This is a genomic window from Candidatus Thiodiazotropha sp. CDECU1 (genome assembly GCF_963455295.1).
Taxonomy (GTDB): domain Bacteria; phylum Pseudomonadota; class Gammaproteobacteria; order Chromatiales; family Chromatiaceae; genus Thiodiazotropha.
Map to the genome: position 1 here is coordinate 1,966,131 of NZ_OY734020.1, position 23,295 is coordinate 1,989,425.

Consider the following 23,295-nt stretch of genomic DNA (forward strand, 5'->3'; position numbering starts at 1 on the left):
AATCGAACGATCGTTTGAATTGAAACCAATCAGTGGCATTTGGCTTATTTACTTCCATCAGTAGTCGCTGATCGCGCCCTTGCAAAACACAGTCAAACTATAAGAACAATAACCAGGTGATAACTGGCAATCGATCGACCCTGGGACATTCAAGTCTACGATAAAGCATTGTATAAGTATGTTTTGACCCGAGGTTCACTAGGCTTTTGTGAAACCTGCATGGATGGCTGTTGGGGGAACGGCTGCTCGAAATAGGTTGCGGATGGGTGCATTGTTGCAGTATGCAGCCGAGAATTATGGTGTTATCGCGTCGTACTACTGTTGCATGCATGAATACAGTGATAAAAAAAAGCGCCACAGGGTGGCGCTTAATAAGCCTGTTTCTCTAAAAAGAGGTTTATTGTTATCAGGTGAACATGTCAGCGGTGATGTTGGTAAACCAGCTGTGAGCGAACTTTGCCTCGATGGCACGGGTTTGTGCATTCGCGTTCATGGGTGATAGGCCGCCAGCACCTTTTACACCGACTATTTTCCCCCCTACCAGTTGATAAACTGCTGCTACGGAGATTCCCCATTCTGGGGCTATTATGCTATAGCAGGTATTGACGTAGGAGGGTTCTCCAGGTTCGTTTCCATTCAGCGCAGCAACCACTGCCGCGGCACAAACCTTGCCTTGGGAGTTGGCCGCATAGCCTGATTTCGGCATTTTGCCCGCTATGCAGGCATCACCAATGACATGAATATCCTTATGGATGCTTGACTCAAAGGTCATCTGATCGACTGGGCACCAGCCTGAGTCATCTGTCAGGCCTGCAATCTGGGCAATCTTTCCGGCTTTTTGTGCCGGAATGATGTTCACTACATCCCCTTGGTATTCGTCGACCTGCCCGATTAGGGTCTTGCTTTTGGCATCCACCCCTTCAATGATGCCTCCTGCAGCCCCAGCTACCCATTCCACCGTATCGCCATAGAACTTTTTGTAACCCTGCATGAACAGGCCCTGCTTGGAGAACTTATCCTTGGTATCCAGGATGATGACCTTGGATTTGGGTTTATGCTGTTTGAAGTAGTGGGCGATTTGCGCGGCACGCTCATAAGGCCCAGGGGGACAGCGGAAGGGATTTGGGGGCGCCACGATATAGCAGACACCACCATCTTTCATTGCCGTTAGCTGCTTGCGCAGGGTAAGGGTTTGCGGCCCCGCTTTCCAGGCATGTGGAATTTGCTCTGCAACCTCTGCGCTATAGCCTTCGATCTTGTCATAACGGAACTCGATGCCGGGTGAGACAACCAACTTATCATAGTTGTATTGTTTGCCGCTCTTACCCTTGACGGAGTGCTTGTCAGGGTCGATCGATACTACCTCATCGGTGACAACATTTATGCCATGATTGTCATTGAGCTTGGCATAACCAAAGGTAATACTCTCGATATCCCTATCCCCCCCAAGCACCTCGTTACTCATCGGGCAGGAGACATAATTGGCGTTTTTCTCGATCAGCAGAACATCGATATCCGGATCCGCCATTTTGATGTACTTGGCTGCAATGGCACCGCCATAACCACCGCCGATTACGATCACACGGCCTTTCTTGGCTTGTCCGAAGGCCTGGGGAGTGATAGAGACTATTGCTCCCAGCGCGGCACATGCGCCAGCGGCCTTGACAAATTTTCTTCGAGTAATTTGAGTCATTTTAATATTCCCCTGCAACTATTTTTCACTGGCGTAGTAGTGGGCCATGGCCTTCAACTCTTCTTGAGAGAGATTCATCACACGTTTGCCCATCTTACGTGGTGCACAGCGTCTGCCCTTCTTATGGCAATCCTTGAGGTAGTGCAGGGAGTAGTCGGGCCACTGTCCAGCCAGACGTGGTGCATCATCCTCCTGTACCCGACCTCCATCCTCATGACAGGTCTTGCACTTTTTTTCATGAATCTTTTTACCCATGGCAGCCAGCTTGGGATCGGCCTTGAACGGGCTGGATACCCAGGGCTGATTTGCCAGGTAGGAGGCAATCGCCTTAAGTTCATTATCCGAGTAGCCTTTTGCGATGCGTCCCATAATGGTTGAGTCCCGTTCACCTGTCTTGAACTCCTCCAATACCAGCTGCATGTACTCTTTCTCCATACCACCGATGATCGGCATGATCTTCCCGGCGCTGGCGCCGTTGGTGCCATGGCATCCGGCACAGGTATTTGCCAGCATGCTGGGGGAACGAATACCGGAGGTTTTTGCCGCAGCAGCAGGTGCCTCAGCCGCAGCCTGCTTGGAGGGTTTGGATTCCTTTGCTGATTGAGTTTGCGTGGCGCACCCGGCTAAAACCCATCCCAGTAGCAGACTGATTGTTATAACCAGTAGCGTTGTTTTTCTGCTGTTCATGAAAATCTCCTCTGATGGAATACATGCTCAATGCCCATAATCTTGTGATGAACGCTGATTCAACCATGTGAGCACTTTTTCGATTTCTTGTTTTTTCTCGGGATCCAGCTGTTCCGCCTGTTTCAGCGCCTCCCGGGCAAGCTGGTACCTGCCCATGTGCAAGTAGGCGACAGCCAAACCGACGAAGGCCTTGGAGTTTGACTGATCGAGCATGATAGCCTGTTGAAAATGCTTAATGCCTGTGGAGTAGGCCTGTTGCAGTAAATGAACTCCACCCAAACGAGTATAGGCCAGGGAGGAGGGGGCGGTTTCGACAACCTCCTGGAGAGTGGACTGAGCCGCCAACAGGTCCCCAGCTTCTGCCTGCTCCTGCGCCCGTTCGATTAATCTGTCTGGGTTCTTGTTTGCCAGTGCCGGTAGGGCCATCCCTAAGCTGAGCAGTGCTGCAATAAGGTATTTATAAAAAACTGGCATGTAATACCTCTGTTGTAAGGTTTGAGATATAAAAATATGTGGCTGCTGAAGGGCCCCTCCAGGAAGATCCTGAAGGGGCCTGAACCACTGCTTACACCATCTTATTTGAGAGCGCCTTTGCCATAGCGTTCTTCAAAGCCCTTACGCACCTTATCGATGGCCTCTTTGCTCATACCCTCAAAGTACCAGGTATGGCCATCGATCGGACGGAAGTACTTGTCGAGCATGGCGTCGGCGAACTTGGTGTTGCCGTCTTTCTTCATAGCCACATCTTTCAGCTCAGGTATCCACTTCATGTAGGTGTGCTTGGCCACATCATAGATACCGTGCCACCAGGTATAGTCAGGACCACTCATGGACGCGCCGTGACGTGCGCGGCGGCCTTCGTGATGCCAGATCTCCCACCAGGTCCACTCGATCTTGTCGTCAAACGGGGCCTTGGTGATATAGCCGTTCTTTTTCAACTCGCCCATTACAGCGGCGATCGGCTTGGCGAACTTCTCGTTGTAGAGTTCCACCACGTTGTCGAACTGGTTATAGTGGCCATTGATGACGCTGTCGCTGTGGCAGGCCTTACAGACTTCCTGCATCTTCTTGCGACGCTCCTTCCAGGTCACGACCTCGACCACGGTAGAACCCTTGGCCTTGTCACCGACCTTGGGTATTTTCTTACCCTCTTTGACGTCGAACTCATCACCGTTCTCCAGGCGAACCAGGTTGATCTTCTGAGAGATCGGCGGACGCAGGGTCCAGGAGATACGATCACCCACGTTATGGGTCTTACCCTCTTTGCCACCGGCGCTCATGTGGCAGGTGGCGCAGGTGGGGGCGGCGGAGTAGTCGATACCGGCGACCCACTTGTCAGACTCCATGTTCATCTCATCGACCTTGGCGCGATAGATGATGCCATGCTTGGATTCGTTGTAGACCTCGATCTGCGGGTGGTCGGGACCCACATGACACTTACCACAGGTGTCTGGGGTACGGGCCTGGGCCTTGGAGAAGCGGTGGCGGCCGTGACAGGCGGTGCAGGAACCCGATGAACCGTCCGGATTGATACGTCCGATGCCGGTATTTGGCCAGGTGGTCGGTAGCGGTCTGCCGTCTTCACCTATTTCGACCGTGGAGCCGTGACATTGGCGGCAGCCGGCATTTACAGCGGCGGGGCCGCCGACTACTTCACCCAGGAGGTTGTCGAGTGATGCGAGTATCTGGCCACCTTTGGAGTGGTGAGAGCCATCCATCTCTTCGAACTCGACGGAGTGACATTTCGAACAGTCCTTCGGGGTGACAATGATGGAGATGCGTTGTCCCTCATGCTCGAAACCGTCCTTGTCATCCGCTTTGGCCTCATGACAATCGAGGCAATTGACACCGCTCTGACCATGTTGACTGTTGTTCCACTCCATGGTCAGTCCTGGGTCCTCTTGCCAGTGACATTCAATACACTCTTGGCCTTTCGGATTACCCCAATCTTTACCTATTTCGCCAGAAGGTCGTGCTGCATCGGCTGTTGTGACCTGGAATAGCAGGGTGATTCCAGTTACAACACTCCCCAGTATCGCTGTAAACCGACCATTACTGAAGCAATTCATAGCTCCCTCCTTAATGGGTTGACTTAAAGGTAGAGTTTCAGGAGCAAAGCAAGGCCTCTATGCAATCGAGATGCAAGAAGAGGCAAGTTAGCAAATGAAATCTCCCACCCTAGGTTTAGCAAGCCAAATAGCAGAATGGATCGTTACGACTGTTCCCCCAACCCCAAGTTTTATTTTATATGGGGACTGCATGGTTTCACTTGATATCTAGTCAGTAAAACCCTGTTCATTATTATGCTTACACATGCCTATAAAAACGATTCGGGAAGATGACCGCCTTGATCTAGATCAAGCATTTCCACGGAATAATTATTTTGCAATATTCAATGTTCAAATAAATAGCTTATAAGTGCTGTTTTTGTTTTTGTAATGAATATTTCCAAAACTCGTTTTACAGCGCTATTTATTGGATATTTTTACTTTTATAATTATCGTTTTTAAGTTTTTTCGTCAGAATCGAAAAGCAAAAAAACCGCCCTGTTTTTGTAATTGAACAGGGCGGTTTTTGTCTACCTACTATGTCGTAAAAGACTACCTATAAGTGGGTATTATTATCTCTGGAATTGATTAAAAAATTATCAATCAAATTTATTATCCTTGATTGGCTGATTTGAGTTGTTGTTGGACATTGGCGGGCACTGCCTCGTAGTGGCTGAACTCAATGGTGTAGTTACCTTCGCCACCGGTGATTGCTTTCATATGGGTGGCATACCCCTCCAATTCAGACAGGGGTGCCTGACCCTTAATGATCAATGTATTGTTGCGACCCGATTCGGTGCCGCTGATTTGTCCCCGTCGGCCTGCCAGGTCGCCGGTCAAGTCGCCCATGAAGTTGTCAGGTGTAGTGATGGAGATGTTGACGATCGGCTCCAATATCACCGGTCCTGCCTTTGCAACCGCCTCCAGAAAGGCCTTTTTGCCGGCAGTGACAAAGGCGATCTCTTTCGAGTCGACCGCATGGTATTTTCCATCATAGAGAACCACGCGAACATCCTGCATCGCAAAACCGCCGATTGCACCTTCCTCCATGGCCTGTTTCACACCCTTTTCGACAGCGGGGATGAATTGACCCGGGATCGCACCACCGACGATCTTGTTGACAAACTCGAAACCCTCGCCGCGGGCCAGGGGCTCTATGCGCAGATGTACCTCACCGAACTGACCGGCGCCGCCGGTCTGCTTTTTGTGCCGATAGTCTGCCTCGGCTTTGCGGGTAATGGTCTCGCGATAGGCGATGCTGGGGGGATGTGTCTCTACCTCGACACCGTATTTATTCTTGATTTGCTGCAGCAACACTTCAAGATGCATCTCACCGAGACCGCGCATCACGGTTTCGTTCATACTGACATTGTGTTCGACATGAAAACAGGGATCTTCATCTTCCAGCTTGTGCAGGGCATCGCTCAGTTTCTGTTCGTCACCCCGTTTGGTGGTGGTGATGGCAAGGCCAAACAGAGGTAGTGGACACTCGATGGAGCGCAGATGATGGTGATCCTCATCATGGGAGTCATGCAGCACGGCATCGAAGTGGATATCTTCGACCCTTGCCACTGCACAAATGTCCCCGGGAACGGCCTGACGCATCTCGTCCTGCTCTTTTCCCTGCAACCTGAACAGATGATTGACCTTGAAGGGTTTGCGCGCATCACCGATATAGAGTTGAGCATTGGTTTCCAGGGTTCCCTGGTGTACGCGAAAGATCCCCAATTTGCCCCGATAGGGATCATTGAGGACCTTGAAAACATGCCCGATAACATGTTTGTCAGGATCAGGTGAGACCTCGACCGGCTGCAAATCCGCACCTTCGCCTTTCATGAACGGGGGAGGGTTACCTTCGGTCGGGTCGGGCATCAGGCGTGCAAACAGGGTCAGGAGTTCATCGATTCCGGCACCATTTTCAACAGAGGTGAAGCAGACAGGTATCAGATGTCCCTCACGCAAGGCTTTTTCGAAGGGGTCGTGAAGTTGATCCGGTTGCAGTGCCTCGCCCTGCTCCAGATAGAGTTCCATCAACTCCTCGTCAACCTCAACCACCTGATCGATCATATTGTCGTGGGCCTGGGATATGGAGGAGAAATCGGTTGCATCACCGCCTGGCTGAAAAAAGCAGTCAATGACCCTTTGCCCGTTATCAGCGGGCAGGTTGATGGGAAGACACTCTTTGCCGAAGGTCTCTTGCAGGCTATTCATCAACTCTTGGTAGTCGACCCCATCTGCATCGATCTTATTGACGATGATGAATCGGCACAGATTTCTGCGCTTTGCCGCTTCCATCATCTGGATCGTGATGGATTCGATACCCGTGCTGGCGTTGACCACCACGGCCGCTGTCTCGACCGCTGGAAGGATACTGATGCCCCGGCCTAGAAAGTCAGCGTATCCCGGGGTGTCGATGATGTTGACCTGTTTCTCCTCATGGCTGAGATGGACGACGGCGATGTCGAGAGAGTGCTGAAATTCTTTCTCCATCTCTTCGTAATCACAGACAGTGTCGCCTCGTGCTATGCTGCCAGCACTGGGAATGGATCTGCTTTTATGCAGTAACGATTCGATCAGACTGGTCTTGCCAGCGCCTGCATGCCCTACCAGGGCGATATTACGAATGTCGTGGGTCGAATAACTGGCCATATTGACTCCTATCAGCGGAATACGCGGGTCTATCCGAGACGATTGATGGAAGATACCCGCGAAAGGATATTAGTTTTCTTCTGGTTAGGCCAGTATATCAACCAGAATCCCGGAGTTGTTGAGCTTGAACAGGAAAATGTAAGAAAAACCTCATCACTTGCCACTGCTGGCTCGAGCCGATAGGCATCGATCCTGATCCGTTATCCACCAGTTCGAACGGGTAGTCTGTAGCAGGTATTTTTTGCTCAGCTGATTCTGGTCACGGGTGAACCGAATTTATCACGACCTTTACGATTTCCGCCTGGCCCGGGCTGACAGCGCTGATTTCACCCTCGAGATCGCCACTCTGTGCGGTGGGATTACCCGACAGGGATATGCGTGCACCCACGGAGACTTCCGAGAATTTGGAGAGTTTCATCTGTGGCATCATCGCCATGCTGTCATCCAGGCTGATGGAAAGGGGCAGGTCGCTGACCCTTTTGCGTACCGCCGCCAACGGCATGGGGGGGCCACTCATAGCCTTTGCATAGATGAACAGCAGGTCATCGGGTTTTGCCTTATCGCGCATTTCCGGGGAGAGTGAAATCTCGACTTTGACCGACTTGCCAGCAGCGGCAGGGTCCTTCACTGGCGCCGGTTTTTTGGCCTGAGCGATGCTGGGCAGCGCCGGTTCCTCAGCAGGGAGTCCCAATTGTGAGCGGACGTCATCCAGGGCACTGTTGACGGATTCGAGTTCAGCACTCTGGGGTTTCAACATCTCCCGCAGTGCGGACCAGCGGTCGAGGGCGCCCTGGAAATCGGCACGTTGGTAGGCGAGTATACCGGCTATCCATAGCACATTGGGATTCTCCGGTTCCAACTGGAACGCCTTTTCCACCATCGGCGCAGCCCGTCCGGTAAAGTCATTTCCGGTATTGGATGCAATGGCTTCGGCGTACGCCAGGAGTAGACCGATATTCTCATCACTGATCTGCATGGCGCGTTCAAACGCATTGATAGCGGCTGATGCATCGTTCATCGCCATGTAGCTGCGCCCCAGCATGACCCAGCCCTCCTGGTTGTCGGGCTGCTCCTGCAATTTCGTGGCAAGTCGCTTGACCAGTTCTTCCATCGGCGGCAGATTCTGCATTGAATCGCCCTGAGGTGGGGATTGAGTGGATGCCGTGGGCATGCCTGCTGGCTGACTGGCCAGGCGTTGAATGATCTCGGGGGAACCGATGAATAGGTATATCACCAGGGCCGCCAGGGGTATCGCCAGTGCGGATAGTGCCATGACCTGGCCAGAGCTTTTGCTATCACTCTGTTGCGCCTCTTCGGAAACATCTGAGAGCAGCTCTTTTTCAAGATCCTTGCGTGCCGCGTCATAACGGGCCTGGTCGAGCATGCCTGCTGCCAGATCACTATCCAATTCAGCCAGCTGCTGCTTGAACACGGCCAGATTGAGTTCATCGGATGTGATGCCGCTGGCAACCTGTTTACGCATCAATGGCAATGCGACAAATCCCATTGCCAGGAGCGTGAACCCGGCGATAATTATCCAGAATAGGGTCATTGATCAGCGTCTCTTTTGTCGGTCGACTGTTTTAACAAGCGATTGAGTCGTTGTTCCTCTTCCACGGAAAGCTCTGTTTCCCGGGTAACGCTTTTACGTTTCAGAATGCGGAAAAGCACGACTCCACCCACCAGGAATACGATCAGGGGACCAAACCAAATCGGATAGGTTGTGGGTTTGAGAGGTGGACTGTAGAGCACGAAATCCCCGTAGCGGGCAACCATGAAGTTGATAATATCCTGCTTCTCCTTACCACTCTTCATCATCTCGTATATTTCATTTCGCAGGTCGACAGCGAGTTCGGCATTGGATCCGGCCAAGGACTCATTCTGGCATACCAGGCATCGCATCTCCTCGATGATGGCACGGAAATCCTCGGCTTTGTCCGGCTCATCGAAGCTGTAATCCGCCAGGGTCGTGGCTTGAGTTGCGGGAGAGAGAGTCAGAAACAGAAACAGAGTCAATACAAACACTCGCACGTACTTATCCTTTTCGCTTTAAATCTTCAATCATGGGCAGGAGTGTCTCATTGAACAGCTGCATGGTCAGCGGGCCTGCATGTTTGTAATGAATAATACCCTTGCTGTCCACCAAAAAGGTCTCCGGCGCCCCATACACCCCCAGGTCGATGGCGGTGCGTCCCTTCTTATCGAATATATTCACACTGTAGGGATCTCCAAGCTGGCGCAACCAGACCTGGGCCTTATCCCTTTCGTCTTTCCAGTTGAGGCCGATGATATCAATTTTACCCGAGCGGGAGAGACGGACCAGGGTTTCGTGCTCGGCACGGCAGGAGACACACCAGGTCGCCCACACGTTGAGGAGATAGACCTTACCCTGGAGATCACTCGATTTCACCATGGTATCGGGGCTCTCCACGGTTGGAAGCAAAAATTCCGGAATCGACTTACCCACCAGTGGTGAGGGGATATGCCTGGGGTCGTAGTCCCGCTTGAGACCCCAGGCGAGGAATGACGCTATCAGGACGAATATCAGCAGAGGAACGGAGTAGCGAAGATAACGATTCATTGGTGGTTAACTCCCTGACGCAGCCGGTGCGGCATTGGCACTATTGACCTGCTGCGCGGCCTTCACCCTGGCGGTACGATAGCGCCGATCGGTGACCGCAAGAATGCCTCCCAGGCCCATCAGCAGTCCACCCAGCCATATCCAGCGGACATAGGGTTTATAGTAGAGACGCAGACTCCAATCGCCACCACCCAGGGGTTCGCCCAGGGATACATAGAGGTCGCGGGTTATGCCCCAATCGATCGCCGCCTCTGTCATCGGTTTGGTCTGCACGAAATAGGTGCGCTTTTCCGGCTCCAGGGTGGTCAGCTGTTGGCCATCCTTGGAGACATGGAAACGCCCGCGATGGGCATTGTAGTTTGGTCCTGGTGTGCGATTCACACCTTCGAACTTAAAGCTGTAGCCGGCGATATCACTTACATCACCGGGGCTCATACGCACATCGGATTCGATGCCGTAGTTGCTGACCATGGTAACGCCAACGATGAACATCGCTACGCCCAGATGGGCGAGAACCATACCGTAATAGCTGCGTCCGCCGCTTTTCAGGTCTACCCAGAAGCCGGAGAATCCCTGTTTGTGCTTGAGCCGATCGCGTAGGTTGACCACGTGGGAGGTGGTGATCCACATCGCCAATCCCATACCGAGCCCGACCAACCAGTTTCCGCCGGAGAACATGGGCAGCAAGCTCAACAGCCCGAACAGCAGGCTGACGATGAACGCGACTCGCAATTGCTTGACCAACAAAGTGGGTTCCGCATGTTTCCAACGTGCCAGGGTCCCCATACCCATGAGCAGGGCGAGGAAGGGGGTGGTCAGCAGGAACATCTTGTTGAACCAGGGGAAGCCCACGGATATCTTCCCCAGATCGAGTGCGTCGTAGATGAGTGGCGCCAGGGTTCCGATGAGCACCAGGGCTGCAAACACGGCGAGCAATAGGTTATTGCCCAACAGGAAGGTCTCCCTGGATACCAGATCGAAGCGTCCGCCCCCGGATATATAGGGGGCACGCCAGGTGTATAGCAGCAGTGATCCGCCAATCACAATCAGCAGGAATATCAGGATGAAAATACCCCGTGCCGGATCGGAGGCAAAGGAGTGGACCGAGGTTAGCACCCCGGAACGCACCAGGAAGGTGCCCAACAGACTCAGGGAGAAGGCCGAAATGGCAAGCAGCACGGTCCAGCTCTTGAAGGCGCCCCGCTTTTCGGTGACCGCCAGGGAGTGGATCAGTGCGGTACCAATCAACCAGGGCATAAAGGAGGCGTTTTCCACCGGATCCCAGAACCACCAGCCACCCCAGCCCAGCTCGTAGTAGGCCCACCAGCTTCCCAGGGCGATGCCCAGGGTGAGGAAGACCCAGGCAATGGTTGTCCAGGGACGGGACCATCGCGCCCAGGAGGCATCCAGGCGTCCCCCCATGAGGGCGGCGATGGCAAAGGCGAAGGCCACCGAAAATCCCACATAGCCCATGTAGAGCATGGGGGGATGGATCGCCAGGCCCGGATCCTGCAGCATGGGATTCAACTCGCGACCCTCGACAGGGGCTGGGAAGGTTCTGTCAAACGGGTTTGAGGTCAGCAGCATGAAGAGCATGAAGCCGATGCTGATCATACCCATTACGGAGAGCACCCGGGATACCATCTCCAGGGGCAGGTTGCGACTGAAAATAGCGATCGCCACACTCCAGCATGCGAGGAGAAAGGCCCAAAGCAGCAGTGAGCCTTCATGGGCGCCCCAAACCGCGGAAATCTTGTAGATATCAGGTAGTTTGGTATTGCCATGCTGGGCTACATAGATCACCGAGAAATCGTTGCTCAAAAAGGCATTGGTGAGAATGATCAGGGAGACGGCCAAAAACACGAACTGTCCCCAGGCGAGGGAGCGCGACGCCGCCATCCACGAAACAGTACGGGTATAGGATCCGATCAGGGGCACAACCGCCTGGGTGATCGCCAGGCAGAGGGCGAGAATGAGCGCGAAGTGGCCGAGTTCGGGAATCATTGGACTCTCGACTGCATGTTATTGACGCCGTCGTCATGGGCGGTCTTCAGTGAAGCTGCAACCTCGGGCGGCATGTAGTTTTCATCATGCTTGGCGAGTACCTCGCTGGCGATGAAGATGCCCGATTCGTTCAGCTGTCCCATGGCGACGATCCCCTGACCCTCGCGGAACAGATCGGGGAGGATGCCCGTGTACTCCACCGTCACCGCCTCGGCGTTATCGGTGACTGAGAACGCCGTAGTCAGGCCATCCGGTTTGCGTTTGACACTGTCGACCTCCACCAGGCCGCCGATGCGGAACGGATGGGCGGTCGGTGCCTTTCCCTCAGCCACTTCGGATGGTGAGAAGAAGAACATCAGATTCTCGTCGAAGGCATTCAGGGCCAACCAGGTGGCCACACCTATACCGGCAATCATCAGGCCGATCAGGGTCAGTCGTTTTTTGCGTATGGGATTCATCTCTGTTCTTTCCTGGCCCGACGTAGTTTTCGGGCGATATCTTTTATGACTCTCTTGCGATGTTGCATTGGAGCAACAACATTGGCGACAAGGATAATCAGCGCAAGTAGAAAGGAGGGCCAAACATAGACCGCATACCCTCCCATGGCGAAGAAGTCGCTCATTTCGCCTCCTGTTCGACCATTTCCTGCACCCAGCGTGAATTGCGTTCACGCTCCACGATTTCCGCCCGCGCGCGCATTAAGACCACAGCACCATAGTAAAGTTTAAATGATATGGCCATGGTTAGCAGCGGAATCAGCATACTCATATCCATTGAAGGTTTGTCGAATTTTGTGATCGATGCGGGTTGATGCAGGGTGTTCCACCACTCCACCGAATAGTGAATGATGGGGATGTTGACAACCCCCACCAGGGCCAGGATCGAGACAGCCCGGGCAGCGACCCGTTTGTCTTCGATGGCGCTGTGCAGGGCGATAATCCCCAGGTAGAGAAACAGCAGCAGCAGTTCGGAGGTCAGTCGTGCATCCCAGACCCACCAGGTGCCCCACATCGGTTTGCCCCAAAGAGAGCCGGTGGCAAGGGCCAGGAATGTGAACGAGGCCCCCACGGTGGCACTGCTGATCACGACGATCTCCGTCATCTTTATGCGCCATACCAGGCTTATCAGACCGGAAACCGCCATCACCACATAGATAAACATGGACATCCATGCGGCCGGCACATGGATATACATGATGCGGTAGCTCTCTCCCTGTTGATAGTCTGGCGGGGCGACGAACAGGCCATTGTAGAGACCCCATATCAGGGTGAGCAGGAAGCTGACCATGAACCAGGGGATTAATTTCCCGGCCACATTATAGAAGTAGCGCGGGGAACCCATTTGATGAAAGAAACGAATGATCATATCAACTCAGACTGATTCTCAATGAAGCGGCAGTAGCCATTGGGGCCAATACCAGGGAACCCACCAGCATGGCGGATAATATGGACAATTGCGCTGTTGTCGGTATGCCGACAATAGCAGTTTTGACAGCATCTGTGGCAAAGATCAACACCGGTACATAGAGGGGCAGGACCAGGAGTGAAAGTATCACACCGCCCCGGCGCAGACCTACTGTCAGGGCCACACCGACGGAACCGATCAGACTCAGTACCGGGGTGCCTAATAATAAGGTCAGCATCAGGGTGGGAATCGCAGAACCCGGGATATTCAGTAACACCGCCAGCAAGGGTGCAACGATAAAAAGCGGCAGGCCGGTTACCAGCCAATGGGCCAGTATCTTTGCCAGTACCAGAACAGAGACCGGGTGGGCGCTCATCATGAACTGTTCCAATGAGCCGTCATCGTAGTCGGAGCGGAACATACTATCCAGAGAGAGCAGGGCGGCGAGCAGGGCCGCCACCCAGATCACACCAGGCCCGACAGCTTCAATCAGCTTGGCGTCATTGCCAATACCCAATGGAAACATGGCCGTGACCAGGACAAAGAACAACATTGGATTGACCAGTTCCGCGCGGCGACGATAGGCCAGCACCAGATCCCTTTTCAGGAGCAGGCTAAAGGCGCTTGAAAGTGAGAGTGTGCTCATCGTTCGGACAGATTGATACGTATTAGTTGTATATCATCCCGGAATCCAATCCGGTGATGGGTGGTCATGGCTGCCATGCCTCCCCGCTTGAGATGTCCTTCGAAGAGGCGTTCCATATGTTCTATGCCTTTCCGGTCGAGGGAAGTAAAGGGTTCATCCAGTATCCACAGTTTTGCGTCGGTGACCAACAGTCTTGCAATCGCCAGGCGCCGTTGCTGGCCGGCGGAGAGATTGCGTGTGGGTATGTCTTCGAATCCATAGAGTCCGACCTGATCCAAGGCCTCTTCAAGACCGATCCCCGCCTGGGCCTTACCGAGCCCGCGGGCGATGCGAAGATTCTCCAAAGGGGTCAGGTCGAGTTTGGAGCCATCTTTGTGACCCAGATAGGCGATGTGCTCGTGAAATTCAGGCCCCAAACGGAAAATATCCTTCCCTTCCCACAACAGTTCTCCCGATTCCGGGAGGCGAATCCCGCACAGGATACGCAGCAGTGAGGTCTTGCCACTGCCGTTACGACCCTCCAATACCAGTGCCTGACCTGGATTGATGCTGAAGCTCAGCTCCTCGAACAGCACCCGGTCGTCCCGAATACAGAGTAGCGAACACGCTTGGTAGGTGTCGGAAGAGGATGTGGATGTAGTTGTCACAAGTTTATTGTCGTTTTGTCATTCTATAAAAAAGGGCACAACCTTAACCGAACTCCCTCCAGTGCCTCAACAAAAAATCGAGTCCTGTGGGTGAAGCTAACAATGCCCACACAATAATTGGGAATAATTTCCCATTAATCACCATTAGACACTAAGTTTGATGCTGATTCAGCGAACTGATTCCCGGGTGCAATCAGTATTCTGTCACGAAATTGGATGATGGAAGGATATTTATATTGTTTCTTAAGCTGAGCTTAAGGGTTGGCGAGAGGCAGACTTATGATTATGTGGCTTGCGGTGTTTTGATAATAACCTGTTCCTGCTCAAAACTTTGCAGATTGGGGGTGCGCTTAGCGATATTGGATGTTTGCCACGCAAGGGTCAAACAGAAAGCGATAGCCAATACGAACAGGTATTTCACCGGACATATCCCCCCGGAAATTACTTGGTGGTGAAATTATGGTGCCCTTGGGGCAGTTTTCATTAGAGGGCAAATATATAGTAAATACCCTAGGTGCGCTAGTCTGGGAATGAAGAGAATTTTGATCTAGGTCACCTAAACATCTTCTGTCAGGCGGTTTTTTTCATTAAATAGATATGGTCAGAACTGATCTTTATTGGATATGTCTTAATTGGCTCTGTTGCCGGTGGGTCCAGAGGCTCACCGTTTTTCAGGCTGAAACGACTGCCGTGCAGGGAGCATTTAATGGTATCCCCATCGATACAACCCAGGTAGAGGGAGACCTCTTCATGGCTACACAGATCATCCACGGCATAGATTTGACCACCGGCATTCGCAAGCAGATAACGTTGGCCTGCAATATCGACACGTTTCATCATTCCAGGCTGCAGCTCATCACGGTGTGCAACTTCCAACCACCCATCTGCCATCATCGCTACCTGATTCGCTGCTGAGCAAGATCGGAGTCGAGAACCTGGCGAACCTGGTCTGCAGCCGATTCCATGGTGTTGCTACCCCCGGCATGCCATAGGATCAATGCGCAACTGTAGACCAGGGCATCATAGGCCGGGCCTTGTTCCCCTTGAAGCGCGCGCATGCCAATATCGGCGGCTGCGGTGGCTGCATCTCTGACATCTTTGATGCGGGCGATTTCGTCAACATCCTTTCCGCCCACATCCGCTTCCGGTAGGGGGACGGCCCTGAAGGTCTGTTGTATGCCGAGGCTCTCTGGCGCGATCTCTACAGGTTGTTCCGCTCCCAAGTCATCATAGCGATAGATCAACCCCTGTTGTCTGAGGGATGGGATAACCCCGCCTTCTATACCACGCACCAGTAAACAGCCCTCAAATCCGGCGAAACGGGCCAGTGACGCATATTTCGCCGGGTAGGGTTTATGCACATAACCGGTTACCAAATGAGTCTTTTTTCTGGCGGTAAGGGGTTTTGCCAATACTTCCACAGTGGTCAGGACCTGGCGTTTGATGATCTTTTGTCTCAATCCGGTCAGGTCGTGCAGGCCGGGACAGAATGTACGTTGATCCACATAGGCCCATCCCAAGGCGGGATCCTCAAGTCGAGAGGCGGCCCTATCCAGGTCAAGATCCACATCGATCCCTGCTGCTTGCAGCACATGGCGGTGAGTAACACCATATTTAGGACCGACGGCATCCAGGCCATGACTTACGCAGGGCAGGCCGCAGGCGGCCAACACCGCAGGGATGAAAGGGGCGACGGGAAGGTTGCGATTGACACCATCATAGGGATCAGCCAGGGAGATCAACTGATCAACCTGGGCTTGACGACTTTGGGAGATATTCAGGATCGCATCCAGGGCGCCCTTATTCTCGTCGTCGGTCTCCCGTTTCATGCGCAGCGCGATGAGGAATATTGCCGCCTGAACCTCATCGATCTCCCCCCTAAGGATGGCCGCCATACCCTGGCTTGTCTCCTCCAGGGAGATATCCTTGCTCAACTCCGGGCCGGTGGCTATACGCTGAATGATCGAATGCATCAGCTCTTGAGAGGTCATGGTCTCAGTCATGAAATACTACCTGATTGAGTAACATATTGGTGGGCAGTATAAATAACTGAGTAAATTTGTCAAGAATAGCCTGGTTACTGGGAAGGTAAACAGCAAGAGCCCCTCATGGGTGCCCAAAATACTATGTAACAGGGCAGGTCAGCTGGATAGTATCGGTGCGGCAGGCCCCACCCTACGGTCGTTCAAAGCGTAGGGTGCGGCTTGCCGCACCATGGAAAGGGTAGGATTGAGATAACGATCTTTAGCGGTGCAGCACCGATGTCAGGACCAAGTCATATTCAAAGAAGACGGAATAGCCGCCGTAGTCCCAACGGGTGATGGGTGGCTCACCCACGCTGGGGTGTGCGGTCACTGGTTGGCCATAACGCTGGCTGACCTGATCCATCGACATGCTGCGAGTGGGGCGTGGGATGCCCTCTTCACTATTTATAGGTGCTGTATTGATTGAATCGATCAGCAGCACATCGGCTGAAACCGGTAGTGCGAGCAGGCAGATAAATGCGGCAGACAGGGTTGTAATACGAAAAATCATCTGAGCAACTCCGAATTTGTCTCTTCAGGAAGGAATATAGCACTCTTATCTAAGTATAGAAAATAATAAGTTTTTCTTTCATCATACCAGCTTGATATCAAGCTGCGCGGTGGTCGATGCAATGCTGTGTAGGATGAATTCATGATAGGCGGAAAATTGTAACCCCTATTCGTGCCTATTTTTGTTAGGCTATCCGATTGGATCACTGACACCCAGCCAGCAAAAACACCTACGGATTTGGGTGCGACTAGAAAACAGGTTTATTGGCCAACTATGTTCAAACCGATCGAATTTTATATCGGCCTGCGCTATACACGCGCCAAGCGGCGTAACCATTTTATCTCCTTCATATCCCTAATCTCGATGCTAGGCATCATGCTGGGTGTGGTGGCATTGATTGTTGTCCTATCAGTTATGAACGGGTTTCACAAGGAAGTCCGTGAACGAATTCTCGGTATGACATCCCACGCCACAATTTCAGGCGTTAATGGTGAGTTGAAGGATTGGGTCGAGGTACAGGCCGAGGCTGCAACATTCCCGCATGTGATTGGCGAGGCCCCCTATGTGGAGGGACAGGGTATGCTGATCAGCGGACAAAAGGTCAGCGGGGTGTTATTGCGGGGTATATTGCCGGCCCAGGAAGGCAAGGTGTCAGAGGTTATTTCAGCCATCACCCATGGCTCTATCGATGCCCTGCAGCCAGGTGAGTACGGCCTGATTCTCGGCCGCGAATTGGCCCTGGTGCTGGGTGTTGGGGTCGGGGATCGCGTCACCCTGGTGACCCCTCAGGTGAATGTCACACCTGCCGGTATCATGCCACGGCTGAAGCGGTTTACCGTGGCAGCGATCTTTCAGGTGGGTATGGGGGAGTACGACAGGGGTGTCGCCATCATGCACATGCAGGATGCGGCCAAACTGATGCGTCTCGAGTCCGGTGCGACCGGGATACGCCTGAAACTGGATGATCTCTATTTGGCGCCTCAGGTATCGAGAGAGCTGGCGCTGAAGATGGGTGGTTACTACCGGATAAGTGACTGGACCATGCAGCATCGCAACTTTTTTGCCGCGTTACAGACGGAAAAACGCATGATGAGCATCATTCTCTCCCTGATCGTGGCTGTTGCCGCCTTCAACATCGTCTCCACCATGGTGATGGTGGTGACCGATAAACAGTCCGATATCGCTATTCTACGCACCCTGGGGGCATCGCCCGGGTCCATCATGGGTATCTTCATGGTGCAGGGCGCAACCATCGGTATCGTCGGTAATATACTCGGTATGATCGGTGGGGTATTGCTGGCGATCAATGTGGAGGAGATCGTCAGCTGGATTGAATCCGCTTTCGAAATCGATTTTCTCGATCCCAGTATCTACTACATCACCAAGCTGCCTTCTGAACCACAGCTTTCCGATGTTTTGTTTATCGGAATTATCGCTTTCATCATTACCCTCGCTGCAACACTCTACCCTGCCTGGAAGGCATCCCGTACCCAGCCCGCCGAGGCATTGCGCTATGAGTGACAATGAGATCGTTCTAGCGGCGAAAAACCTGGTGAGAACCTTCACCCAGGGGGATCTTCATGTGGAGGTGTTGCAGGGGGTCGACCTGGCAATCAGACGGGGTGAGCGGGTGGCGATCATCGGCGCCTCGGGTTCAGGTAAAAGTACGCTGCTGCACTGTTTGGGTGGATTGGACCAGCCCGATTCGGGGCAGGTGTTGTTACATGGCAAAGATCTGCTTGGCCTGAATGAGCGGGATAAGGGGCTGCTCAGAAACCGGCATATGGGTTTTGTCTACCAGTTCCACCACCTGTTACCTGAATTTACGGCATTGGAAAATGTAGCCATGCCCCTATTGATCGGGGGGGAATCGGTAACCAATGCCAGGGCAACAGCCAGGTCGATGCTGCAGCAGGTCGGTTTGGAAGCGCGGATAGAGCATAAACCGAATGAGCTCTCCGGTGGAGAGCGACAAAGGGCTGCATTGGCGCGAGCAATGGTACATCAGCCCGCATGTGTATTGGCGGATGAACCGACAGGAAATCTGGATAGAAAAAGCGCCGAGCAGGTGTACGAGCTGATGTTGCGATTGAACCGGGAGAGTAGTACGAGTTTTGTGGTGGTCACCCATGATACTGAACTGGCGGCAAGGATGGATCATACCTGGCAGTTGGTGGACGGAAAATTATCCATACCCGAGCCGGAAACCTAGCTGCGCAGGGGTAGATTGGCAGCCGAATTTCAAGTCGAGGGGGTAGTGGGCGTTCGCTGGGCTTTTTTTCTGAGACGCCGGGCCTTCCATTTCTCCACCACATGCCAGCGCCAGATCCACAGAATCAAGCCATAGCCCAAGATTGAGGAGACCGTGGCACAGATCAGGCTGCCGATGAGGAGTGGGGGCCAGATCTCGTTAAGACCTCCATTCAGTAGCCAATCCAAACTGAACTGGAATGGCTCCAAAGCGACCGTTTCGCCGGTGACCAGGGTACCGACCCAATAGGCGAAGAAGAACATCGGGGGAATGGTGATTGGATTGGTGATCCAGACCAGGGCCACGGATAGCGGCAGGTTGACGCGAAACAGGATAGCTGCGGCGGCAGCGAAAACCATTTGAAAAGGGAAAGGCATGAAGGCCATAAACAGGCCTACGGCAAAGGCACCTGAGACAGAATGCCTGTTAAGATGCCAGAGATTGGCATCATGCATAAGTGAGCCGAAAACCCTCAAATGTTTATGATTGCGTACCTTGTCATGATGAGGTAACAGGCTTTTAATAAATCTCTTAGGCATGAGTCACTGAAATTATCTGCGCAGACCGCTGATGCTGATCTTAAAGTGAAGTACCTGAATCGGCATCAATACTGAAGCATGTTTAAGCATAGTACAACTTGGATCAATGGAATTACCGGCTATGCACTAGAGACTATCGACAGGGAATGTCATGAATTTAGTTCTGATCAGTTTTGTGGTCGGTGTAACACTTTTTCATCAACTTCAGGTTCTACCTGCCAGTTGGTGGGCTGTTGCACTCATACCACTCTCCTTTTTCTGGCGTGAGCGTCGATTACGACCTCTGATAGCGCTTCTGCTTGGTGGCGGATGGTCGCTTTTGAACGCGACCCATCAGCTGCAGCACAGACTTCCTGCCGATTTCGAGGGCGCCGATTTACTCCTGGAAGCCGTCATCACTTCCCTACCGAAACGTCAGGGGCGATTGACCAGCTTTCAAGTGGAGGTGAATCAGCTGCAAGACAGTCAAGGCAATCCGCTGGCCCTGTCCCGTCTGCAACTCAGCTGGTATGGCCCTGGAGAGACGCTGCGTGTGGGAGATGCTTGGCGTTTGAAAGTAAGACTGAAAAGGCCCAGGGGGACACATAACCCGGCAGGGGCTGACCAGGAACGCTGGATGTACAGCCAAGGCATACAGGCCAAGGGGTATGTCAGAAAGTGGCATGGTAACAAGATCTTGGAAAGCCGGGCATGGCACGCATGGGTCGACAGGTTGCGCCAGGTGATAGCCTGGCAACTGGACCATGTGGTGCATCAAACTAGTGCAGTGTCCCTGATAAAGGCCTTGGCGATTGGCGATAAACGGGGCTTTGGCACGGCAGAGTGGCGTGTATTCAATGTCACCGGCACCAACCATCTGGTGGCCATATCGGGTCTCCACATCGGCATCGTTGCAGGTTGGTTGCTATTCGTCAGCCAATGGTTCTGGCGCCGTAGTGAGCGCCTGACTCTTAGGGTTCCAGCGCTCAAGGCAGGTTCGGTTATGGCGTTACTTGGGGCGCTCATCTACGCTGCGCTGGCGGGATTTTCGCTCCCAACCCAGCGTGCACTGCTGATGCTGCTCACAACCCTTGGCAGCCTTATACTTGGACAACGGATTCAACCGGGGCGAAGTCTGTTGTTGGCTATGTTTCTGGTGGTTTTGTGGGATCCCCTAGCTACACTATCGGCTGGTTTTTGGCTCTCATTCGGTGCAGTAGCCGTTATACTGTTCTGCGTAGACGGGCGCATCTCATCCTGGACAGGGTGGCGGCAGATGCTCCGCATACAGTGGTTTGTCACCCTCGGGCTGGTCCCGGTTCTGTTGCTGTTTTTTGGCCAGGCGTCACTGATTTCACTGCTTGTGAATTTGATTATGGTGCCCTGGTTTACCCTGATTCTGGTTCCCATGGTGCTGTTTGGTCTACCGCTGCTGACGCTGCCGCTGGCATCAGGTTGGTGGTTCAGCCTGCTGGGCTGGCTGACCCTTCATACCTATCAATTGCTGGTCTGGTTTTCCACCCTCCCTTACGCAGTCTTCACCCTGCCTGACGCTGCGCTTTGGTTTTGGATTGTGGCAATTCTCGGTTTTTTGCTATTCATCTTCCCTGCAGGCATACCGGGCCGGGGCTTGGGAATATGGCTGATCGCTCCCCTGTTTTTGCTGAAACCGGCTCGTCCTGCCCATGCTGAGCTTTGGTTTACCCTATTTGATGTTGGTCAGGGTCTGGCCTGCGTCATCGAAACCAAGGATCATCTTATGGTCTATGATACAGGCCCTGCGTATAGCTCCGGATTCAATACGGCTGATTCGGTGCTGATCCCTTATTTGCGCTCGAGAGGATACACCTCCATCGACCGGTTAGTGCTGAGTAATGGTGATAGTGACCACGCAGGTGGCTATAGTGCACTCAAACAAGCCGTCATGGTTGATGATATCCTGGCGGGAGAACCCGAACGCTTGCAGCAGGCAAGGGCCTGCCAGGCAGGAGAGGGCTGGCATTGGAACGGTGTTTCATTCGCCATTTTGCACCCAAGTGGGCATGAAAGATTCAATCACGCGAACGATCGCTCATGTGTGGTACAGGTTGCTGTCGGAGAGTGGCGCATACTTCTGCCGGGTGATATCGAGTCCCGGGGGGAGGGGTCTTTGTTGGCACGCTATGTCAAGGATCTTCGGTCAGACATCGTGGTTGCGCCGCACCATGGTTCGGCCACATCCTCCACACTGCCGTTCGTGAACGCGGTGGATCCTGACTGGGTACTTGTCTCGAGCGGATATAGAAACAGCTATGGTTTCCCAAAACATGAAGTGGTGCAGCGTTGGCAGCGACAGGGTGCAGTTTTGCTGAACACGGCCGAAACAGGGGCGATACAGTTTCGCATCAACAGGGGGGAGACAGATTTAGCGCCTCGCCTCTATCGCGAGCTCAACAGTCGCTATTGGAGCGACTGAGTGCTTGAGAGAGGCATTGCTGACTGCTGCAGTTCAAAGTGGTTGCAAGTTTGCTACTGTCTGTTTCAGATTGCACTCCTCATCAAGTATGATATGCGGCAGGAAATCTTCACTTCATGAAAGAATATAGGACGCATATAAGGTGCTAGAACTGGTAAAGTCAGGCGGATGGCTCATGCTGCCCATCATTGCATGTTCCATTGTCGCGTTGGGGATCGTCATAGAGAGGTTGCGGTCACTGCAGAGGAAACGGGTCATGCCCGAATACCTGATGAGGCAGATTCTGCAACTGCACAAAGACGACAAGCTCAAATTGGCGGATCTCGAAAAACTGAAAAGCAGTTCTCCCCTGGGGAGGATTCTGGCTGCTGGCCTGGTCAACAGGGATCACAATAAAGAGGTGATGAAAGAGGCCATTGAAGAGGTAGGACGGCAGGTGGTGCATGACCTTGAACGCTATCTCAATACCCTTGGAACCATTGCCTCTATCTCGCCGTTGCTCGGTCTGCTGGGTACCGTAATAGGCATGATCAAGGTATTCAGTGTCATCGTGACTGCCGGGGTGGGTGATCCAGGGGTGCTGGCGGGTGGTATTTCAGAGGCATTGATCACCACCGCTGCCGGTCTCTCGGTGGCGATTCCGAGTTTGATGTTTCACCGCTATTTCAGTGGTCTTATAGATCGGCTCGTGATCGGTATGGAAGAGCAGGCACTTAAGCTGGTCGAGGTGATCCACGGGGAGCGGGAGCTGAGATGAACCTGCGTCCGTCGCCGCGCAAGTCCCCTGAGGTCGATATTACACCACTCATCGATGTGGTCTTTTTACTCCTCATTTTTTTCATGGTCTCCACGACTTTCGAGCGTGAGAGCCAGATCATGATCGAACTCCCCGAGGCAACGGGGGAAGAGGTCGAACACCAAAAAGATGAGCTGGAAATCACGATCAACATATCCGGTACCTTTTTTGTCAACCAGCGTGAAGTTGTGAATACGGAAATCGAGACCCTCAAGCAGGCGATCAGGAATGCCGTTGGCGAACGGCAGAATCTGCCCGTCATCATCAATGCGGATGCTCGAAGCCCGCATCAAGCAGTGATGACGGCAATGGATGCGGCAAGTCAGTTGGGATTGACGAAGATGACATTTTCCGCCCATCGTCCTGTCACCGAGTGAGGAA

General features: G+C 53.0%; 23 protein-coding genes. 5 read left to right on the top strand and 18 right to left on the bottom strand.

All coding sequences use genetic code 11. The annotated features are described in order from the left end of the window. Nucleotides 1-406 precede the first annotated feature (406 nt). The 17 genes from R2K28_RS08945 to R2K28_RS09025 form a co-directional block, all read right to left on the bottom strand. Nucleotides 407-1,693: an NAD(P)/FAD-dependent oxidoreductase gene (locus R2K28_RS08945; RefSeq protein WP_316369288.1), complete on the bottom strand. Its 1,287-nt coding sequence runs from the start codon at nt 1,691-1,693 to the stop codon at nt 407-409. An 18-nt stretch (nt 1,694-1,711) separates the two neighbouring features. Continuing rightward, on the bottom strand, nt 1,712-2,380 hold the full coding sequence (locus tag R2K28_RS08950; protein ID WP_316369289.1) for a c-type cytochrome: 669 nt from the start codon (nt 2,378-2,380) through the stop codon (nt 1,712-1,714). A gap of 27 nt (nt 2,381-2,407) precedes the next feature. Next, entirely contained in the window at nt 2,408-2,854 is a 447-nt protein-coding gene (locus tag R2K28_RS08955) for a tetratricopeptide repeat protein (protein ID WP_316369291.1), read from the bottom strand. A gap of 101 nt (nt 2,855-2,955) precedes the next feature. After that, nucleotides 2,956-4,449 (bottom strand): multiheme c-type cytochrome, encoded by a 1,494-nt coding sequence (locus R2K28_RS08960; protein ID WP_316369293.1) that lies wholly within the window; start codon nt 4,447-4,449, stop codon nt 2,956-2,958. Nucleotides 4,450-5,040: 591 nt separating this feature from the next. Continuing rightward, nucleotides 5,041-7,077, bottom strand: coding sequence for an elongation factor G (gene fusA / locus R2K28_RS08965; RefSeq protein ID WP_316369295.1), 2,037 nt, complete (start codon nt 7,075-7,077; stop codon nt 5,041-5,043). 259 nt (nt 7,078-7,336) lie between these two features. After that, entirely contained in the window at nt 7,337-8,629 is a 1,293-nt protein-coding gene (gene ccmI / locus R2K28_RS08970) for a c-type cytochrome biogenesis protein CcmI (RefSeq protein WP_316369297.1), read from the bottom strand. Beyond that, nucleotides 8,626-9,108 carry a cytochrome c-type biogenesis protein gene (locus tag R2K28_RS08975; protein ID WP_316369299.1) on the bottom strand — a complete coding sequence of 161 codons (483 nt, stop codon included), beginning with the start codon at nt 9,106-9,108 and terminating at the stop codon, nt 8,626-8,628. The genes ccmI and R2K28_RS08975 overlap by 4 nt, the downstream gene beginning before the upstream one ends. Before the next feature lie 4 nt (nt 9,109-9,112). Further along, entirely contained in the window at nt 9,113-9,658 is a 546-nt protein-coding gene (locus tag R2K28_RS08980; protein ID WP_316369301.1) for a DsbE family thiol:disulfide interchange protein, read from the bottom strand. Between the two features lie 6 nt (nt 9,659-9,664). Beyond that, nucleotides 9,665-11,662, bottom strand: coding sequence for a heme lyase CcmF/NrfE family subunit (locus R2K28_RS08985; protein WP_316369303.1), 1,998 nt, complete (start codon nt 11,660-11,662; stop codon nt 9,665-9,667). Further along, nucleotides 11,659-12,120, bottom strand: coding sequence for a cytochrome c maturation protein CcmE (gene ccmE, locus R2K28_RS08990; protein ID WP_316369304.1), 462 nt, complete (start codon nt 12,118-12,120; stop codon nt 11,659-11,661). The genes R2K28_RS08985 and ccmE overlap by 4 nt, the downstream gene beginning before the upstream one ends. Continuing rightward, complete coding sequence (gene ccmD / locus R2K28_RS08995; protein WP_116446021.1) at nt 12,117-12,284, bottom strand: heme exporter protein CcmD; 168 nt, start codon at nt 12,282-12,284, stop codon at nt 12,117-12,119. Before ccmD ends, ccmE begins: the two co-directional genes overlap by 4 nt. Continuing rightward, entirely contained in the window at nt 12,281-13,027 is a 747-nt protein-coding gene (locus tag R2K28_RS09000; protein ID WP_316369305.1) for a heme ABC transporter permease, read from the bottom strand. The genes ccmD and R2K28_RS09000 overlap by 4 nt, the downstream gene beginning before the upstream one ends. A 1-nt stretch (nt 13,028) precedes the next feature. Next, entirely contained in the window at nt 13,029-13,712 is a 684-nt protein-coding gene (ccmB, locus tag R2K28_RS09005) for a heme exporter protein CcmB (RefSeq protein WP_116446023.1), read from the bottom strand. Further along, nucleotides 13,709-14,359 (bottom strand): cytochrome c biogenesis heme-transporting ATPase CcmA, encoded by a 651-nt coding sequence (gene ccmA, locus R2K28_RS09010; RefSeq protein WP_316369307.1) that lies wholly within the window; start codon nt 14,357-14,359, stop codon nt 13,709-13,711. Before ccmA ends, ccmB begins: the two co-directional genes overlap by 4 nt. 570 nt (nt 14,360-14,929) lie before the next feature. After that, nucleotides 14,930-15,253 (bottom strand): non-heme iron oxygenase ferredoxin subunit, encoded by a 324-nt coding sequence (locus R2K28_RS09015; RefSeq protein WP_316369309.1) that lies wholly within the window; start codon nt 15,251-15,253, stop codon nt 14,930-14,932. A gap of 2 nt (nt 15,254-15,255) precedes the next feature. After that, entirely contained in the window at nt 15,256-16,362 is a 1,107-nt protein-coding gene (locus tag R2K28_RS09020; RefSeq protein ID WP_316369311.1) for an anthranilate phosphoribosyltransferase, read from the bottom strand. 241 nt (nt 16,363-16,603) lie between these two features. Further along, a complete protein-coding gene (locus R2K28_RS09025) occupies nt 16,604-16,894 on the bottom strand; it encodes a hypothetical protein (RefSeq protein ID WP_316369313.1) in 291 nt (96 codons plus the stop codon). Nucleotides 16,895-17,167: 273 nt separating this feature from the next. On the opposite strand from R2K28_RS09025, the gene R2K28_RS09030 reads away from it, so the two are divergent. Together R2K28_RS09030 and lolD are read left to right on the top strand one after the other, a co-directional pair. Continuing rightward, on the top strand, nt 17,168-18,415 hold the full coding sequence (locus tag R2K28_RS09030; protein ID WP_316369315.1) for a lipoprotein-releasing ABC transporter permease subunit: 1,248 nt from the start codon (nt 17,168-17,170) through the stop codon (nt 18,413-18,415). Then, nucleotides 18,408-19,106: a lipoprotein-releasing ABC transporter ATP-binding protein LolD gene (gene lolD, locus R2K28_RS09035; RefSeq protein WP_316369317.1), complete on the top strand. Its 699-nt coding sequence runs from the start codon at nt 18,408-18,410 to the stop codon at nt 19,104-19,106. Before R2K28_RS09030 ends, lolD begins: the two co-directional genes overlap by 8 nt. A gap of 29 nt (nt 19,107-19,135) precedes the next feature. Here lolD and R2K28_RS09040 read toward each other — a convergent pair whose 3' ends face one another. Beyond that, nucleotides 19,136-19,684, bottom strand: a complete 549-nt coding sequence (locus R2K28_RS09040; RefSeq protein WP_316369319.1) for a DUF2062 domain-containing protein — start codon at nt 19,682-19,684, stop codon at nt 19,136-19,138. Between the two features lie 151 nt (nt 19,685-19,835). Between R2K28_RS09040 and R2K28_RS09045 the strand changes: the two genes are divergently transcribed. The 3 genes from R2K28_RS09045 to R2K28_RS09055 all read left to right on the top strand — a co-directional run bounded on the left by R2K28_RS09045 (nt 19,836) and on the right by R2K28_RS09055 (nt 23,291). Further along, nucleotides 19,836-22,118 (top strand): DNA internalization-related competence protein ComEC/Rec2, encoded by a 2,283-nt coding sequence (locus R2K28_RS09045; protein WP_316369320.1) that lies wholly within the window; start codon nt 19,836-19,838, stop codon nt 22,116-22,118. A 142-nt stretch (nt 22,119-22,260) separates the two neighbouring features. Continuing rightward, the gene (locus tag R2K28_RS09050; RefSeq protein ID WP_116446030.1) at nt 22,261-22,875 is read left to right on the top strand and encodes a MotA/TolQ/ExbB proton channel family protein; all 615 of its coding nucleotides are present in this window, start codon (nt 22,261-22,263) and stop codon (nt 22,873-22,875) included. Then, nucleotides 22,872-23,291 carry an ExbD/TolR family protein gene (locus R2K28_RS09055; RefSeq protein ID WP_316369322.1) on the top strand — a complete coding sequence of 140 codons (420 nt, stop codon included), beginning with the start codon at nt 22,872-22,874 and terminating at the stop codon, nt 23,289-23,291. Before R2K28_RS09050 ends, R2K28_RS09055 begins: the two co-directional genes overlap by 4 nt. The last annotated feature ends 4 nt before the right edge of the window (nt 23,292-23,295 follow it).

Excerpts from the sequence above, each read along its gene's own strand:
- R2K28_RS08945 (WP_316369288.1), bottom strand. The coding sequence starts at position 1,693 with ATGACTCAAATTACTCGAAGAAAATTTGTCAAGGCCGCTGGCGCATGT.
- R2K28_RS08950 (WP_316369289.1), bottom strand. The coding sequence starts at position 2,380 with ATGAACAGCAGAAAAACAACGCTACTGGTTATAACAATCAGTCTGCTA.
- R2K28_RS08955 (WP_316369291.1), bottom strand. The coding sequence starts at position 2,854 with ATGCCAGTTTTTTATAAATACCTTATTGCAGCACTGCTCAGCTTAGGG.
- R2K28_RS08960 (WP_316369293.1), bottom strand. The coding sequence starts at position 4,449 with ATGAATTGCTTCAGTAATGGTCGGTTTACAGCGATACTGGGGAGTGTT.
- fusA (WP_316369295.1), bottom strand. The coding sequence starts at position 7,077 with ATGGCCAGTTATTCGACCCACGACATTCGTAATATCGCCCTGGTAGGG.
- ccmI (WP_316369297.1), bottom strand. The coding sequence starts at position 8,629 with ATGACCCTATTCTGGATAATTATCGCCGGGTTCACGCTCCTGGCAATG.
- R2K28_RS08980 (WP_316369301.1), bottom strand. The coding sequence starts at position 9,658 with ATGAATCGTTATCTTCGCTACTCCGTTCCTCTGCTGATATTCGTCCTG.
- R2K28_RS08985 (WP_316369303.1), bottom strand. The coding sequence starts at position 11,662 with ATGATTCCCGAACTCGGCCACTTCGCGCTCATTCTCGCCCTCTGCCTG.
- ccmE (WP_316369304.1), bottom strand. The coding sequence starts at position 12,120 with ATGAATCCCATACGCAAAAAACGACTGACCCTGATCGGCCTGATGATT.
- ccmD (WP_116446021.1), bottom strand. The coding sequence starts at position 12,284 with ATGAGCGACTTCTTCGCCATGGGAGGGTATGCGGTCTATGTTTGGCCC.
- R2K28_RS09000 (WP_316369305.1), bottom strand. The coding sequence starts at position 13,027 with ATGATCATTCGTTTCTTTCATCAAATGGGTTCCCCGCGCTACTTCTAT.
- ccmB (WP_116446023.1), bottom strand. The coding sequence starts at position 13,712 with ATGAGCACACTCTCACTTTCAAGCGCCTTTAGCCTGCTCCTGAAAAGG.
- R2K28_RS09015 (WP_316369309.1), bottom strand. The coding sequence starts at position 15,253 with ATGATGGCAGATGGGTGGTTGGAAGTTGCACACCGTGATGAGCTGCAG.
- R2K28_RS09020 (WP_316369311.1), bottom strand. The coding sequence starts at position 16,362 with ATGACTGAGACCATGACCTCTCAAGAGCTGATGCATTCGATCATTCAG.
- R2K28_RS09025 (WP_316369313.1), bottom strand. The coding sequence starts at position 16,894 with ATGATTTTTCGTATTACAACCCTGTCTGCCGCATTTATCTGCCTGCTC.
- R2K28_RS09030 (WP_316369315.1), top strand. The coding sequence starts at position 17,168 with ATGTTCAAACCGATCGAATTTTATATCGGCCTGCGCTATACACGCGCC.
- lolD (WP_316369317.1), top strand. The coding sequence starts at position 18,408 with ATGAGTGACAATGAGATCGTTCTAGCGGCGAAAAACCTGGTGAGAACC.
- R2K28_RS09040 (WP_316369319.1), bottom strand. The coding sequence starts at position 19,684 with ATGCCTAAGAGATTTATTAAAAGCCTGTTACCTCATCATGACAAGGTA.
- R2K28_RS09045 (WP_316369320.1), top strand. The coding sequence starts at position 19,836 with ATGAATTTAGTTCTGATCAGTTTTGTGGTCGGTGTAACACTTTTTCAT.
- R2K28_RS09055 (WP_316369322.1), top strand. The coding sequence starts at position 22,872 with ATGAACCTGCGTCCGTCGCCGCGCAAGTCCCCTGAGGTCGATATTACA.